14 protein-coding genes are annotated in these 15850 nt (G+C 72.6%); 12 read left to right on the top strand and 2 right to left on the bottom strand.

Going from position 1 to position 15850, the window contains the following annotated elements:
- Positions 1 to 288 precede the first annotated feature (288 nt).
- The 12 genes from ABIC63_RS08775 to ABIC63_RS08720 all read left to right on the top strand — a co-directional run bounded on the left by ABIC63_RS08775 (position 289) and on the right by ABIC63_RS08720 (position 12091).
- A complete protein-coding gene (locus ABIC63_RS08775) occupies positions 289 to 1968 on the top strand; it encodes a methyl-accepting chemotaxis protein (protein WP_294375591.1) in 1680 nt (559 codons plus the stop codon).
- Positions 1969 to 1989: 21 nt separating this feature from the next.
- Positions 1990 to 2352, top strand: coding sequence for a response regulator (locus ABIC63_RS08770; protein WP_294375594.1), 363 nt, complete (start codon positions 1990 to 1992; stop codon positions 2350 to 2352).
- Positions 2349 to 2837: a hypothetical protein gene (locus tag ABIC63_RS08765; RefSeq protein WP_354319467.1), complete on the top strand. Its 489-nt coding sequence runs from the start codon at positions 2349 to 2351 to the stop codon at positions 2835 to 2837. The genes ABIC63_RS08770 and ABIC63_RS08765 overlap by 4 nt, the downstream gene beginning before the upstream one ends.
- Positions 2834 to 3247 carry a hypothetical protein gene (locus ABIC63_RS08760; RefSeq protein ID WP_354319466.1) on the top strand — a complete coding sequence of 138 codons (414 nt, stop codon included), beginning with the start codon at positions 2834 to 2836 and terminating at the stop codon, positions 3245 to 3247. Before ABIC63_RS08765 ends, ABIC63_RS08760 begins: the two co-directional genes overlap by 4 nt.
- 15 nt (positions 3248 to 3262) lie before the next feature.
- On the top strand, positions 3263 to 4969 hold the full coding sequence (locus tag ABIC63_RS08755) for a methyl-accepting chemotaxis protein (RefSeq protein ID WP_354319465.1): 1707 nt from the start codon (positions 3263 to 3265) through the stop codon (positions 4967 to 4969).
- 20 nt (positions 4970 to 4989) lie between these two features.
- Positions 4990 to 5358, top strand: coding sequence for a response regulator (locus tag ABIC63_RS08750; protein WP_294375607.1), 369 nt, complete (start codon positions 4990 to 4992; stop codon positions 5356 to 5358).
- Between the two features lie 22 nt (positions 5359 to 5380).
- A complete protein-coding gene (locus ABIC63_RS08745) occupies positions 5381 to 7348 on the top strand; it encodes a chemotaxis protein CheA (RefSeq protein ID WP_354319464.1) in 1968 nt (655 codons plus the stop codon).
- A gap of 8 nt (positions 7349 to 7356) precedes the next feature.
- Positions 7357 to 7833 carry a chemotaxis protein CheW gene (locus tag ABIC63_RS08740; protein ID WP_354319463.1) on the top strand — a complete coding sequence of 159 codons (477 nt, stop codon included), beginning with the start codon at positions 7357 to 7359 and terminating at the stop codon, positions 7831 to 7833.
- 17 nt (positions 7834 to 7850) lie between these two features.
- Positions 7851 to 8696 (top strand): CheR family methyltransferase, encoded by an 846-nt coding sequence (locus ABIC63_RS08735; RefSeq protein ID WP_354319462.1) that lies wholly within the window; start codon positions 7851 to 7853, stop codon positions 8694 to 8696.
- A 31-nt stretch (positions 8697 to 8727) separates the two neighbouring features.
- The gene (cheD, locus tag ABIC63_RS08730) at positions 8728 to 9339 is read left to right on the top strand and encodes a chemoreceptor glutamine deamidase CheD (RefSeq protein WP_354319461.1); all 612 of its coding nucleotides are present in this window, start codon (positions 8728 to 8730) and stop codon (positions 9337 to 9339) included.
- Positions 9339 to 10466 (top strand): chemotaxis-specific protein-glutamate methyltransferase CheB, encoded by a 1128-nt coding sequence (gene cheB, locus ABIC63_RS08725; protein ID WP_354319460.1) that lies wholly within the window; start codon positions 9339 to 9341, stop codon positions 10464 to 10466. The genes cheD and cheB overlap by 1 nt, the downstream gene beginning before the upstream one ends.
- Before the next feature lie 236 nt (positions 10467 to 10702).
- On the top strand, positions 10703 to 12091 hold the full coding sequence (locus tag ABIC63_RS08720) for a sensor histidine kinase (RefSeq protein WP_294375618.1): 1389 nt from the start codon (positions 10703 to 10705) through the stop codon (positions 12089 to 12091).
- A 15-nt stretch (positions 12092 to 12106) separates the two neighbouring features.
- Here ABIC63_RS08720 and ABIC63_RS08715 read toward each other — a convergent pair whose 3' ends face one another.
- Positions 12107 to 14632: a TonB-dependent siderophore receptor gene (locus ABIC63_RS08715; RefSeq protein WP_354319459.1), complete on the bottom strand. Its 2526-nt coding sequence runs from the start codon at positions 14630 to 14632 to the stop codon at positions 12107 to 12109.
- A gap of 174 nt (positions 14633 to 14806) precedes the next feature.
- On the bottom strand, positions 14807 to 15838 hold the full coding sequence (locus ABIC63_RS08710; protein WP_354319458.1) for a FecR domain-containing protein: 1032 nt from the start codon (positions 15836 to 15838) through the stop codon (positions 14807 to 14809).
- Between the last annotated feature and the right edge of the window lie 12 nt (positions 15839 to 15850).

The following is a 15850-nucleotide window of genomic DNA, read 5'->3' as shown; positions in this document are numbered from 1 at the left end:
GACACAGGGTCAGGCAAAAGGTAACAAGCCGTTCTGTCCTGAATCTGAACATCCGACCGCGGCGCAGGGGCTCCGCGGGCGCATGCCGGTCGCTGCCATGGGCGTTCTCCCCATGCTGCGAGCTCATTTGGGACATGGAATTGACGCAAATCAAGAAACGGCGGCCTGCCTTTCCCGGGCGACAAAAGACACAGAGAAGAAACGATTTGTCACGTATTGTTAGCTCCAATCTGTTTCCACGACCTGTCCGGATCTGCCCGGGCAGCGCCGGACAGCCAAGGAACAGCGATGCGGATCAACCTGCCGATCACCACCCAGGAGCGCCAGTTGCCGGCCAACGGCTTCATGGTCTCGCGCACCGACCTCAAGGGCCGCATCACCTACGTGAACGGCACCTTCGTGGACATCAGCGGCTTCGCCGAATCGGAGCTGCTGGGCCGGGCGCACAACATCATTCGCCACCCCGACATGCCGCCGGAGGTCTTCGCCGACATGTGGGCCACGCTGGCGCAGGGCCTGCCGTGGACCGGCATCGTCAAGAACCGCTGCAAGAACGGCGACTTCTACTGGGTGCGGGCCAACGCCAGCCCCATCTGCGCCGATGGCCGCATCGAGGGCTACATGTCGGTGCGCAACAGGCCCTCGCCCGAGGATGTGCGCGCCGCCGAGCAGCTCTACGAGCGCCTGCGCAAGGGCGGCAGCCGGCTGCGCGTGCGCCAGGGCGAGCCGGTCGGCCCGGTCTGGGCCGATCCCATGGCCGCACTGCGCCGCCTGCCGCTGCGCCGGCGCATGGCCTGGGCCACGGGCACGCTGGCGGCGGCCAGCGCCGCAGTGGGTGCGTGGCTGGCCTGGAGCGGCGCGGCCGGATCGGCGACCGGCCTGCTCGCCGGCCTGTCCGCCGCCTCGGCCCTGGCCTGGACGGTGCTGGGCCTGATGCTGGAGCGCACCGTGCTCGGCCCGCTGGATGCCGCAGTGCGCACCGCCCGCGCCATCGCCAGCGCCGACCCGCGCCGCTTCGTGTTGCGCCGCGGCGACGAGACGCGGGCGCTGGTCAGCGCCCTCAACCAGATGAGCGCCAACTTCGTCGCCGTCATCGCCGACGTGGGCAGCGGCGTGGCAGGCGTGAGCACGGCCTCGACCGAGATCGCGCAGGGCAACCTGAACCTGTCCTCGCGCACCGAGGAGCAGGCCAGCGCGCTGGAGGAGGCGGCCGCGTCGATGGAGGAGCTCACCAGCACCGTGGGCCAGAACGCCGAGAACGCGCGCCAGGCCAACGAGCTGGCGGTCTCTGCCTCGCAGGTGGCGGCCCGGGGCGGCGGCGTGGTGGCGCAGGTGGTGCAGACCATGGCCTCGATCCACGGCTCGTCCAAGCGGGTGGTGGAGATCATCGACGTGATCGACGGCATCGCCTTCCAGACCAACATCCTGGCGCTCAACGCCGCGGTGGAGGCCGCCCGCGCCGGCGAACAGGGCCGCGGCTTCGCGGTGGTGGCGGCCGAGGTGCGCCAGCTGGCGCAGCGCTCGGCCCAGGCCGCGCGCGAGATCAAGGCGCTGATCGACGACGCCGTGGCCAAGGTGGACGCCGGCACGCGCCTGGTGGGCGAGGCCGGCAGCACCATGGGCGAGGTGGTCGACAGCGTCAAGCGCGTCACCGACTTCATCGGCGAAATCGCCGCGGCCAGCGCCGAGCAGACCGCCGGCATCCAGCAGATCAACCAGACGGTGATCCAGCTCGACCAGGTGACGCAGCAGAACGCCGCGCTGGTGGAGGAGGTGGCCGCCGCCTCCGCCGCGTTGGAGGAGAAGGCCCAGCACCTGGGCCAGGCGGTGAGCGTGTTCCGCGGCGCCGGTGCGGGCGGCCGGACGGCCCCCGCCGCCCACGCCGGCGCCTTCGACGACGCCGGCGAGGAGGGCGCCGGCGCCTTCGCCGACGACCTGCCCCCGGCCTCCCGCCTGGCCCATGCCTGAGGCCTCATCCAAGGAGTCGCCATGAAGATCCTGATCGCCGACGACAGCCGCGCCATGCGGCAGGTCATCGCCCACATGCTGCGCGAGGCCGGCTTCCGCGGCCACCACATCGTCGAGGCCGCCGACGGCCAGCAGGCGCTGGCGGCCGCCCATGCCGAGTCGCCCGAACTGATCATCTCGGACTGGAACATGCCCGCGATGACCGGCATCGAGCTGCTCCATGCCCTGCGCGCCGAGGCGTCGACGACGCCCTTCGGCTTCGTCACCACCGAGGTCAGCGCCGAGATGCAGCAGCAGGCCTTCGATGCCGGGGCGGCCTTCCTCATCGGCAAGCCCTTCAGCGCCGAGGACTTCCGCGTGGCGCTGGTGGACCTGCTCGAATGACGGCGGCCGCCATGATGCTGTCCCTGCCCACGGCGGCCCAGGTGGAGCGCTCGCTCGGCCTGCTGCTGCGGCGCGCCGTGGAGGCGTCGATGCAGCCGGCCGCCACCCGCTGCCGTTTCGCGGCCGCCGGCAGCTACCACGGCGGCGACCGCGCGCCGCTGGCCTGGCTCGCGGCCGACCTGCCGCTGGCCGCGCACCTGGCGGCCGCGCTGTCGCTGGTGCCGGCCGACGCCGCCGACGACCGGGTGCGCGCCGGCGTCCTGGACGACACGCTGCGCGAGAACTTCGCCGAGGTGCTCAACGTGGGGGCACGGCTGATCGTGCGCGACGACGCCGGCCGCCTGACCCTGCTGCAGACCGCCTTCGGCGAGCCCGCCGTCGCCGCCCTGCTGCCGCCCGCCACCGCGCGCCTGCGCCGGGCCGTGTTCAAGGTCGAGGTGGACGGCTACGCCGAGGGGCTGCTGGGCCTGTGGGGCGCCGCATGAACGCGCCACTGCCCGTCGACAGCCGCAGCCTGGCGGCGCAACTCGAGGCGGGCGCCCGGGAGCTGGCGCTGGCCGGCGCCATGCTGGCGCAGGCCATGGGCGACCTGCGCGCCGGCTTCGTGCAGGTGGCCGGCGCGCAGACCGATTCGGACGTCGCGGTCCGCACGGCCCTGCGGCAGGTGATGGTGGCCCTGCAGGCCGAAGACACGCTGGGCCAGCTGCTGCAGGCCGCCCAGCGGCGGCAGTCGCAGCTGGCCGGTGCCCTGCGCCATGCCGCCGCCGACACCGCCTCGACCGGCGCGGCGCGGCGATTGCCGGCCTGGCCGCCCGCGGCCGCCTGGGGCGATGCGCACGGCACCGCCTGCCCCACGCCTGGCGCCCCCGGCGCGGGCACCCATGAATTCTTCTGACCCGAAAGCGTCCTCATGCGCCTGAACAGCTTCAAGACCGGCAGCCGGCTCGCGGCGGCCTTCCTTCTCGTGCTGATCGTCGCCGGCCTGGTGGCGGCCCTGGGCGTCTCGCGGCTGCGGACGCTGCGCGAGGCGCTGGACTACCAGGCCAACGTCGTCCACGAGCGCGAGGTGCTGGCCCAGCAGTGGGCGGCCGACATCCGGCTGAACATGGTGCGGTCCCTGGGCCTGCTGCACAGCCGCGACGGCGCCTATGTGCAGGCCCTCTCGCGCGAGACCCAGGCCACGTCGCAGCGCATCGGCGAGATGGCCCGGCGCGTGGCCGACTCGGCCACCGACGACGACGGCCGCCGGCACATCGCGCGCGTGGTGGCCGACCGCGCGGCCTACACCCGGCTGCGCGAGGAACTCTTCGCCGCCCATTCCGCCGGCCGTGCCATGACGGCCGAGGAGGAACAGGCGCTCGTCGCGCACGGCGATGCCTACCTGGCGGCCCTGGAGCGCGTGAGCGAGGACATCCGGGCCGACGGCAACCGCCATCGCCAGCACACGATCGACACGCTGCGCAGCGGCGAATGGATGATCGTGATCGGTGGCCTGGCGGCGGTGCTGCTGGGCGGGCTGTGCTCGGTGCTGGTCACGCGCTCGATCACCCGGCCCATCGCCGGCGCCTCGGGCGTGGCCGAATCGGTGGCGGCGGGGGACCTGACCGCGCGCGTCCATGCCGAGGGCCGCGACGAGACGGCCCGCCTGCTGCACAGCCTGGAGGCCATGCGCGGCAAGCTGGCCTCGGTGGTCAGCGAAGTGCGCCGCAATGCCGACGGCCTGGCCTCGGCCAGCCGCGAGATCGCGGCGGGCAGCAGCGACCTGTCGGCCCGCACCGAGCAGCAGGCCTCGGCGCTGGAGGAGACGGCCGCCTCGATGGAGCAGCTCAACACCACCGTGCGCCACAACTCCGAGCATGCGCAGAAGGCCAGCGAGCTGGCCACGCGCGCCTCGCAGGTGGCGGCCGAGGGCGGCACCGTGGTGGCGCAGGTGGTGCAGACCATGCGCGGCATCGCCGACAGCGCGGGCCGCATCTCCGAGATCATCGGCGTGATCGACGGCATCGCCTTCCAGACCAACATCCTGGCGCTCAACGCGGCCGTGGAGGCCGCACGCGCCGGCGAGCAGGGCCGCGGCTTCGCGGTGGTGGCCAGCGAGGTGCGGGCGCTGGCCCAGCGCAGCGCCGAGGCGGCCAAGGAGATCAAGTCGCTCATCACCGCCAGCGTGGAGACCGTGGCCCACGGCTCGGACCTGGCCGACCAGGCCGGCAGCACCATGGAGCAGGTGGTGGGCGCGATCCGCGGCGTGGCCCAGGTGGCCGGCGAGATCAGCGCCGCCAGCCGCGAGCAGAGCCTGGGCGTGGCCCAGGTGGGCCAGGCGGTGGTGCAGATGGACCAGGCCACGCAGCAGAACGCCGCGGTGGTGGAGGAACTGTCGGCCGCCGCCGCCGTGCTCAAGGAGCAGGCCGAGCACCTGGTGCGCAGCGTGGCGGTCTTCCGCCTGGGTGCCGATGCCACGGTGGCCGCGGCGCCGCCCGCGCGCAAGCCCCGCGGCGCGACGGCCGCCGTGGCCGCCACCGGCCCGGCCGGGCGCGCCAGGCCGGCACCGCGGCGTCTGTCGGCCCCCGCGCCCGTGCTGGCCGGTGCCGGGGCCGAAGCGGGCTGGGAATCCTTCTGACGCGCGGGGAGAAGCAAGCCATGAACAAGACCGTCATGACCGTGGACGATTCCCCCTCGATCCGCCAGATGGTGGCGATGACGCTGCGCATGGGCGGCTACGCCGTGGTCGAGGCCGCCGACGGTGCCGAGGCGCTGGACAAGCTGGCCGGCGGCGTGCACGTGGACGCCATCGTCACCGACCAGAACATGCCGCATGTGGACGGCCTGACCTTCACCCGCCGTCTGCGTGGGCAGGCGCAGCATGCGCGCACGCCGATCCTGATGCTGACCACCGAGTCCAGCGTCGAGATGAAGGCCGCCGGCCGCGCGGCAGGCCTGACGGGCTGGATGGTCAAGCCCTTCGACCCGAAGACGCTGATCGCGGTGATCGGCAAGGTGCTGGCGTGAGCGGCACTGCAGGAGCGCGGCCATGAAAGTGGATCTCAGCGAATTCGTCGGCATCTTCGTGGAGGAGGCCCGCGAGCACCTGGACGCGATGGAGTCGCTGCTGCTCGCCCTCAGCCCCAACCGGGTGGACGGCGAGATGCTGAACGCGCTGTTCCGGGCGGCGCATTCCATCAAGGGCGGGGCCGCCACCTTCGGCCTCGACGAGGTCGCCGGGCTCGCACATGTGGCGGAGTCGCTGCTGGACCGGCTGCGCGACCAGCGGCTGGCGCTCAGCGCCGACATCGTCGATGCGCTGCTGGTGGCGACCGATGTGATGCGGGCGCAGATCGCCGCCTTCGAGGGCCATGCGGCGGTGCCCGCGTCCCAGGTGGAGGCGGCGCGGGCCCAACTGTCGGCGCTCGCCGGTCCGGTGGCGGTGCCCGCGCCGGCGGCCTGGCCGGCCCTCCCGGCCGAGGCGCCACTGGCGATGCCGCCTTCCGCCGCGCTGCCCGCGCCCGTGGTTGCCGCTGCCGAAGCGAACGAAGCGACTGAAGCCGCCGGCCCCCTGGCCGGCGAGGGCGTGGCCTTCGGCTTCTTCGAGGACATGCCCGAGCCATTGGCCGAGGCCGGGCCGGTGACGGGCGCGGGTGTTGGCGCGGTCGCTGGCGTCGGTGCCGGTGCCGTGCCTGCGTCGTCTGCCATGGCCGAGCCGCCCGCTGCGTCCGCGTCCGCCGGCCTGCCTGCGCCCTCGGCCGGGCCAGGCGCGGCGCATGCCGGCCACGAATCCAGCTCCATCCGCGTGAGCGTCGACAAGGTCGACCAGATCATCAACCTGGTGGGCGAGCTGGTGATCATCCAGTCCATGCTGGCCCAGCATGCGCAGAGCGAGACGCCGCAGCAGATCGAGCGGCTGCGCAGCGGCCTGGACCTGCTGGACCGCAACACCCGCAGCCTGCAGGAGGCCGCCATGGCCGTCCGCATGATGCCGATCTCGGCCGTGTTCAGCCGCTTTCCGCGCCTGGCGCGCGACCTGGCGCAGCGCCTGGGCAAGGAGGTGGAGATCCGCCTCGAAGGCGAGGGCACCGAGCTGGACAAGGGCCTGATCGAGCGCATCGTCGACCCGCTCACGCACCTGGTGCGCAACAGCCTGGACCATGGTCTGGAACTGCCCGCCGAGCGCGTGGCGGCCGGCAAGCCGGCCGCGGGCGCGATCGCGCTGAGCGCCCGCCACGAAGGCGGCAGCATCGTGATCGAGGTGGCCGACGACGGCCGCGGGCTGGACCGCCAGCGCATCCTGGCCAAGGCGCGCGAGCGCGGCATGGCCGTGCCCGAGCAGCCCACCGACGCGCAGGTGTGGGCGCTGATCTTCGAGGCCGGCTTCTCCACTGCGGCGGCGGTCACCGACGTCTCGGGCCGCGGCGTGGGCATGGACGTGGTCCGCCGCAACATCCAGGCCCTGGGCGGGCGGGTGGACATCCACAGCGAGAAGGGCCGCGGCACGCGCATCGCGGTACGGCTGCCGCTCACGCTGGCCATCCTCGACGGCCTGTCGGTGGCCTGCGGCGGCGAGGTCTTCATCGTGCCGCTGGCCTTCATCGTCGAATCGCTGCGGGCCGAGGGCGACGCCGTGCGCAGCGTGGCCGGCGCGGGCCGCGTGCTGCGCATCCGTGGGCGCTACCTGCCCGTGGTGGCGCTGCACGAGGTGCTGGGCCTGCCCAGCGGCACGCCGCCCGGCGCGGACGGCATCTTCATCGTGCTGGAGACCGAGGGTCAGCGCGTCGCACTCTTCGTGGACGCGCTGCTGGGCCAGCACCAGGTCGTCATCAAGAGCCTGGAGGCCAACTACCGCAAGGTGGCGGGCATCTCGGGCGCCACCATCATGGGCGACGGCCGCGTCGCGCTGATCCTCGATGCGGCGGGACTGGGCCGTCAGGCGGCCTCGTCCGGCCGCCTGCCGTCGCCGCTGGAGAGCGCGGGCGCCTTCCTTTCCACCGAACCCCTTCCTGCCTGAGGCTCCTCATGCGCGCTGCCGAATCCGCCATTCCCGCCGCCGAACTCGCCGCCCAGATGGCGCAGACCGGCATCCTCACCTTCCGGCTCGACACCGAGCACTACGGCATCGACATCCTCAAGGTGCAGGAGATCCGCAGCTACGAGCCGGTCACCCGCATCCCGCAGGCCGATCCGGCGGTGCGCGGCGTGATCAACCTGCGCGGCGCCATCGTGCCCATCGTGGACTTGCGGCTGCGCTTCGGCCTGCCGCAGGCCGACTGCGACCGCTTCACCGCCGTCATCATCGTCAACGTCGGGGCCAAGGTCATCGGCATGGTGGTGGACGGCGTCTCGGAGGTGGTCACGCTCGCGGCCGAGCAGGTGCAGCCCCGGCCCGACATGGCCGCGGTCGACCTGTCGTGCATCACCGGCCTGGCCACGCTGCAGGACCGCATGGTCATGCTGCTGGACCTGGAGGCGCTGCTGGCCCACGTGGCGCAGTGAGCAATTCCGCCGCCGCCATGCCTGCGCCGACCGTCTCCGCGCGCGAGTTCGACTACGGCCCGGCAGACTTCGAGCGCGTGCGCCGCCTGATCCACGCCCGTGCCGGCATCGCCCTGGCCGAGAGCAAGGAGGCGATGGTCTACAGCCGGCTGTCACGGCGGCTGCGCAGCTGCGGCATCGGGCGCTTTCGCGACTACCTGGACGCGCTGGAAGGCGATGCCGCCCAGCCCGAGTGGGAGCAGTTCGTCAACGCGCTCACCACCAACCTCACGGCCTTCTTCCGCGAGCCGCACCACTTTCCGGTGCTGATGCGCCACCTGCGCGGCCTGCGGCGGCAGCGGGCGCTGCGCGTGTGGAGCTGCGCCGCCTCCACCGGCGAGGAGCCGTATTCCATCGCCATGGCCGCTGCGCAGGAGTGGGCCAGCCCCAGCCCGCCGCTGGAGATCCTGGCGACCGACCTGGACACCCGCGTGCTGGCGACGGCCGAGGCCGGCGTCTACGACCAGGAGCGGGTCGAGCGCCTGCCGCCCGAACAGCTGCAGCGTCACTTCCTGCGTGGCACCGGCACCAACGCGGGCCGGGTGCGCGTGCGGCCCGAGCTGCGGGCCCTGCTGGCCTTCCGGCCGCTGAACCTGCTGGCGCCCGACTGGCCCGCGCTGGCGCCCTTCGACGCCATCTTCTGCCGCAACGTCATGATCTATTTCGACAAGCCCACGCAATACCAGGTGCTGCGCAAGCTCGCCCGCCTGCTGGAGCCCGACGGGCTGCTCTTCGTCGGCCATTCGGAAAGCCTGCTGTTCGCCTCGGACCTGTTCCGGCTGCGGGCGCAGACCGTGTACGAGCGCGTGAAGGCGGGGCCATGAGACGCGCAGCCGCCCGCAACGGAGCCCGCCGATGAGCATGGACCTGCATCCGGCCGGCAGCGGCACGCTGCACTACGAGACCGTCTTCGGCCGCCGCGGCGTGCGCGTGCTGCCCGGCGAGTTCCACGCCACCGCCGACGACCTGGTGCTCGTGACCGTGCTGGGCTCATGCGTGGCGGCCTGCATCCGCGATGCCGAACGGGGCGTGGGCGGCATGAACCACTTCATGCTGCCCGACGCCGGCCCCGCCACCGGGCCGGCCGATTCGGCCCCGGCGCGCTACGGCAGCTATGCCATGGAGGTGCTGATCAACCAGCTGGTCAAGCTGGGCGCCCGCCGGAACCGGCTGGAGGCCAAGGTGTTCGGCGGTGCCAATGTGATCCCCGGCATGAACCAGGTCAACATCGGCCACCGCAACGCCCGCTTCGTGCTCGACTTCCTGGCGACCGAACGCATCCCGGTGCGGGCGCAGGACCTGGCCGACACCTGCCCGCGCAAGGTGGCGTACTTTCCCCGCACCGGTGAAGCCCGCGTCAAGCGGCTGAACGAGGCGCTGCCGGCCAGCGTGGCGTGCCGCGAGCAGTCCTACCAGGCCAGCCTGGCCCGCACGCCGGTGGCCGGCGCCATCGAGCTCTTCGACTGATGCCGGACGAGCGCCTGCGCATCCTGGTGGTGGACGATTCGGCGCTGGTGCGCCAGGTGCTGTGCGCCATCATCGATGCGCAGCCCGACATGCAGGCCGTGGCCACTGCCGGCGACGCCGCCGCGGCCCGGTCGCGCATCGCGGCGCTGGCGCCCGACGCGCTGACGCTCGACATCCAGCTGCCGGGCATGAACGGGCTGGACTTCCTGCGCGAGCTGGCCGGCGGGCCGCCGATGCCGGTACTGATCGTGGCCACGCCCACCGAGGCCGAGGTGCAGGTCGCGCGGCAGGCCCGCGCGCTGGGCGCCTGCGGCGTGCTGCCCAAGCCGCGCCTGGGCGTGGCGCAGGGCCTGCGCGACGACGGCGACGCGATTTGCCAGGCCTTGCGCCAGGCGGTGCAGGAGGCGCGGGCCGCGCGCGCGGCCGAGACGGCCCGTGCGCGGCCGGCAGCGGCCACCGCCCGCACCGACGACGGCCCGGCGGCGGGCGCCGATCGTGGGCCCGGCCCGGCGGCACCGCCCGGGCGCCGGGCGTGGCGGGGCGAGCGCGTCATCGTCGCCGGCGCCTCGACCGGCGGCACCGAGGCCTTGCTGCAGTTCCTGGCCCAGCTGCCGCCGCACTGTCCGCCCGTCCTGGTGGTGCAGCACATGCCGGCCGGCTTCACCCGCAGCTTCGCCGACCGGCTGGACCGCCACCTGCCGCTGCGCGTCGCCGAGGCCCGGGACGGCGAGCCGCTGCGTGCCGGGCAGGCGCTCATCGCGCCGGGCAGCCACCATCTGGCCGTCCGGCGCGATGAGCAGGGCCGGCTGGAGGCGGCGCTGCTGGCGACGCCCCCGGTCAACCGGCACCGGCCGTCGGTCGACGTGCTCTTCGACAGCGCCGCCCGGCTGCTGGGCCGGCGCGCCTGCGGCGTGCTGATGACCGGCATGGGCCGCGACGGCGCCGCCGGCCTGCTGGCGCTGCGCCGCGCCGGCGCCCTGACCTATGCGCAGGACGAGGCCAGCTGCGTCGTCTTCGGCATGCCCCGCGAGGCCATCGCGCTGGGTGCGGCGGGCCGGGTGCTGCCCCTGGCGCAACTGGGCGAGGCGCTGATGCAGGACCTCGGCGATGCCGGTGCGGCGGCGTAGGGATGCGCCGGGGCCGCCGCGGCGTCCGGCGGGGCCCTGGGGCGGTGCTACATTAGCGCCCGCGCCGCGCGACCCCCGCGAGGCGATGCGGGAGGTTACCGACCAGCCGGGCGAAGCCGGTTCCGGCGGTGCCTTCGAGGCCCCTCGACGGGGCTTTTTTCTTTCTGGGCCAACAGCAGCGCATGGATGCTCCGGTGACGTCGTTCGGCGGATGGCGCCATTCCTCGCTCGTGGGAATGACGCCTTCACCCGTTTCCGGCGATGAGGCGGACCGCTGGGTCCGCGGCGAACTGGTGCGCTCGCTCATGCGGGCCGCCCGGGGCAACTACATCCTGGCGGCGGTGCTCACGCCCGTCATCGTGGCCCTGAGCTGGCGCGACCTGCCCTGGTGGGTCGCCTCGCTCTGGGTGTTCCTGGTGGTCTGCGTCTCGCTCGCGCGGGTGCGCTTCGAGCACCTCTACCGGCTGCGCTACGAAGGCCGCGACGCCGATGCGCAGGAGCATTTCGTCCACCGCTACCGGCATCTCTGGGGCGCCAGCGGTGTCGTCTGGGGCATGTCGGCGTACCTGTTCTTCGAGCGCACGCCGCTGGTCAACCAGTTCATCTGCTGGTTCATCGTGGCGGGGGCCGCCACCTTCCCCGTGGTCAGCATCGCGCTGCATCCGCCGGTGCTGCGGCGCTACATGGCCTCGCTGTTCATCACCATGCTGCTGTGCATGGGCATCCGCGTGGCGGAGGTGGGCATCGAGGGCCTGCAGTTCGGGCTGCCCTTCGTGCTGCTGCCGGCGCTGCACTGGTGGCTGCTGCTGCACGCGGGCCGGCGCATCTACGAGACGGCACGCAACAGCTTCGAGCTGCTCTTCCACAACAAGATCCTGATCGCCTCGCTCACCCAGCAGCGGCAGGCGGCCGTCTCGGCGGTGGCGATGAAGAACCGCTTCCTGGCCAGCGCGGCGCACGACATGCGCCAGCCGGTGCTGGCGCTGTCGCTGTACGCCGACTGGCTGCGCAACGAGCCGGAGCTGGTGCACGAGATCGCGCCCAAGATCTCGGGCGCCACGCAGGCGGTGAACGTGCTGTTCGACTCGCTGTTCGACCTGGCGCGCATCGATTCGGGCCAGGTGCGGCTGCACATCGAGCGGGTGGACGTGGTGCAGCTGCTGCGCGACCTGGAGCTGCAGTACCGCCCGGTGGCCGAGGCCAAGGGCCTGCGCTTCCGGGTGCACATGGTGCCCGGCACGGTGTTGACCGACCCGGTGCGGGTACGGCGCATGCTGGGCAACCTGCTGTCGAACGCCATCAAGTACACGCACGAGGGCGGCGTGCTGCTGGCGGCGCGGCAGACCCGCGAAGGGCTGCGGGTGGAAGTCTGGGACACCGGCATCGGCATCCCGCGCGAGCACCTGCGCGACGTCTTCCTGGAGTTCTACAAGGTGGCCGACCACGACGCCGGCACCTCCGACGGCTTCGGCCTCGGCCTGGCCATCGTGGCGCGCCTGTCGCACGCCCTGGGCCATGCGGTGAGCGTGCGCTCCCGCGTCGGCCGCGGCAGCGTCTTCCGCGTGATGCTCACCGACGCCGACGAGACCCAGGCCCAGGCCCGCATGTCGGACGCCGTGGGCTGAGCCTGTGGCCCTCGTTCACCAGCGGTAGGTGGCGGTGGCGACCACACGGCGTTGGTCGCCGTAGTAGCACGTCTGCGCAGTGCTGTCGCAATTGCTCAGGTACGTCCGGTTGGTCAGGTTGCGCACGTTAAGCGCCAGGCTCCAGCGGTCGATGTCGTAGGCCAGCAGCAGGTCGACCAGGGTATAGGCCGGCACCTTGACGGGTGTGCGCCCACCGTTGCCGTAGGTCGAGCCGGTGTGGCGCGCCCCGATGCCCACCTTCAGGCCGTTGGTGAAACGGTAGTCGATCCAGCCCGATAGCTGGTTCCGCGGTACGGCCAGGGCCTGTCTGCCGATCTGTTCGGGGTTGGCGCTGGCGGTGACGATGGCGCGCGGCGTGTAGCTGTAGGCCGCGGTGAGGTTCATGCGCGGCATCGGCTGCGTGGTGGCCTCCAGTTCCAGGCCACGCGTGGAGATCTCCCCGGTCTGGTAGGGCACGAAGTCCGGATCGAAGGTGATGTAGTTGCGCCGCCGCAGGTCGAAGATGGCCGCGCTGTAGAGGCTGCGCGAGCCCGGCGGCTGGTAGCGCAGCCCCGCTTCGTATTGCCGCCCGGTCTCGGGCTCGAAGGGCTGGCGAGTCAGCGGGTTGAGCGCCGGGTTCGGGTTGAACGACTCGGTGTAACTCGCGTAGGGTGCGAGCCCGTTGGGCGCCAGATACACCAGCCCCGCGCGCTTGGTGAACCGGTGGTCGGCCACGCGCGAGGATGCACCACCCAGCCGGTCGAAGTTTTCCGTGCGCGCCTGGTCGTATCGGCCGCCCAGCGTGAGCTGCCAGCGCTCGCCCCACTTGATCTGGTCCTGCAGGTACAGGCCTGTCTGCTGCAGGCGCGTGCTGTCGATGGCATAGGGGTCGGGAATCTCGAACGGTCCGTTGGGGTAGACGGGCGCCGCGATGTCCAGCAGCGGTGCACTGCCGCCGCTGAAGGTGCGCGCCTCGAAGCGACTGCGCTGGTGGTCCAGGCCCAGCAGCAGCGTGTGCTGCCAGTCGCCGCGTCGCAGGTCGGCCTGCAGTTGGTTGTCGAGGCTCAGGCTGCGAGCCGACTCGCGGCTGCCGAAGAGCGTCCGGCTCAGCAGCCGGTAGTTGGCGGGGTCCAGCGGCTGCTCCGGGTCCGTCGCGACGAAGCGGGGCGCCTGCAGCCCGGCGTAGTCGAGCTTCATGTGCCCCGCCCGCAGGTTCTGGCGGAAGGTGAAGGTGTCGTTCAGCCTGTGCTCGAACTGGTAGCCGACCAGTGTCTGGTCCTGGTCGAAGCGGTCGAAGTGGCGATTGCCGATGTCGAGCGTGCTCGGAATGCGGCTGTCCACCGGCGTGGGTACCAGCGAGCCCTCGATGGGCCGGATGCGGGTGTACACGCCGGCGCGGTTGCGCATGAGTTGCGCATACAGGGTGAGCGAGGTGTCGCCCGACAGCCGCCATGTGAGCGACGGCGCGAGGTACGTGCGGTCGTCGTCCTTGTCGCCGGTCGGCATCCGCGCGTCACGCAGCAGGCCGACGACGCGGTAGCGCACCTGGCCCTCGGCGTCGAGCTTGCCCGAGAAGTCCCCGGCGATCTGCTTGTGGCCGTGGCTGCCCACCTGCATCTGCAGCTCGCGCACCGGCAAGGCTGTGGGCAGCTTGCTCACCACGTCGACCACGCCGCCCGGGCTGGCCTGGCCATAGAGCACCGACGCCGGTCCACGCAGCACGTCGATCCGTTCCGTGCCGTAGGGCTCGACCTTCCAGACGGCGAAGGTGTTGGCGTTGCGCAGTGGCAGGCCGTCCTGGTAGAAGCCCGGGCTGTAGGCATCGAAACCGCGGATGCTGATCCAGTCGTAGCGCGAGTCGGCCCCATAGGGCGAGATGTTGATGCCGGGCGTGTAGCCGAGCGCGTCGCGCACGGTGGTGGCGCCGATGGCCTCGATGCGCTCGGCGGTGACGACCGACAGCGACTGCGGTGTCTCGATGATGGGCGTGTCGGTCTTGCTGCCGGCTGCGCTCCGGCGCGCGAGATAGCCGCGCACCGGCCCGGTCGCGGCGTCGCCGTCCGCCGTGACGGTCACGGCCGGCAGGGCGGCCGTGGAAGGCGGCGCCACGGTCTGGCCTGCTTGCGCCGGGGCGGCGGGCGGCAATTGCGGGCGCAGCACGTAGGCGCCGTTGTCCAGCCGTGCCGCGCGCAGCCCGGTGCCGGCGAGCAGGGCCTGCAGCGCGGCGTCCACCGTGTAGGTGCCGCGAACGCCTGGTGTCTGCCGACCTTGTGTCTGCTCCGGGGTGAAGCTCAGCAGGACGTCGGCAGACGAGGCCAGCCGGTGCAGGGCTGACGCCAGCGGACCGGCCGGGATGTCGAAGGCGCGTACCTGCGCAGCGGCGGTCTGCGCCACCAGGGCCTGGGCGCGGGCCTGCCCGGGCAGGGAGGCCAGGACCAGGCCGTCCAGCGCAAGCCAGGCCGCCGCGAAGGTGGGGCGCAGGACCGACCGGTGCCGCGACGGACGCCCGGGATGCAGGGGATGAAGGGGCTTGGCGCGCATGGGATTTCCTCGGAAGTGACAAGAAGTGCTCTCCCTGGTGAGGTGCCGCGAAACGGCGGATCGGGCAGTCGTCGAAGCAAAAAAACTTTGCGCGGCGCGCGCAGCAGGCCGTGCCACGCGGCGACGGAGGGCAAGACCGGGCACCGCGGCGCACGCGCGGGCCACGCGGCGGCGTCAGGGCTGCGCTTCGACCGTCACCCAGAAGCGGGTGCGCTGCGCTACCTGCACGGGCAGCACATTGGGCAGCGTGGCAAGGATGCGGTCGGTGTCCTGCAGCGGGAACACGCCCGACAGCCGCAGATCCCCCACCTCGGGCGCGCACCGGACGACGCCGTGGCGGTAGCGGCCGAGTTCTTCGAGGAAGGCGTCCAGCCGCATGTCGTCCGCCACCAGTTGCCCGCGTGTCCAGGCCGGGGCGGCGTCGTCGGCCGGCCCTGCGGGGCCGATCGCGCTGCGGGTGAAGCTCAGGCGCTGGCCGGCTTCCAGCACACGAGGGCGCTGTGCCAGGTCATCCGGCGCGATCTCGACCGCACTTTGGAGGACGGCGACGTCGGTGCCCTGCATCCGCTGGCGCACGGTGAAGCGGGTGCCCAGTGCACGGATGCGGCCCTGCGCGGTCGCGACGACGAGGGGCGGCCAGGCACGGCCTGTCGCCGTCTGCGCATGACCTGTGACGACCAGCACCTCGCCTGCCAGGAGGCGAAGCAGGCGCTGTGCAGCGTCGAAACGCACATCCACCGCGCTGTCGGTGTTGAGCGTCAACGCGGTGCCATCGGCCAGCATGACGGTGCGCTGCTCGCCGATGCCGGTGCGGTAGTCGGCCGCCAGTCGCTGGGCGAGCGGCGTGCGCGCGGCGAGCAGGCCGGCCGTGCCGGCGATGCCGCCCCACAGCAGGACGCGCAGCGCGGCGCGGCGGTTCGGCGCCGTCGCCGTGCCGGTGTAGGGCGAGAGCACCTGGTAGGCGGCGCGGGGGGCCATGTCCTTGAAGCGGCCGGTGACCTCCTCGATGTGCCGCCAGGCGCGCTCATGGTCGGGATGCGCGCTGCGCCACCGGGACCAGCGTTGCCGGTCGTCGTCCCCGGCCTCGCCCGACATGAACAGGGTCAGCCAGTCGGCCGCCTGGTCGGCGATGGCCGGGTCGATGGCACGGCCACCGGCCCGTGGTGCCGGCCGGCCCGCGGCCAGTGTGCTCGTCGGCTCGGTCACGACAGGGAGGGC

This window comes from Pseudacidovorax sp. 1753, from assembly GCF_040544975.1.
Taxonomy (GTDB): Bacteria; Pseudomonadota; Gammaproteobacteria; order Burkholderiales; family Burkholderiaceae_C; genus Xenophilus.
The sequence above is the reverse complement of the archived record's forward strand: the minus strand, read 5'-3'. Positions and strand labels throughout refer to the sequence as shown.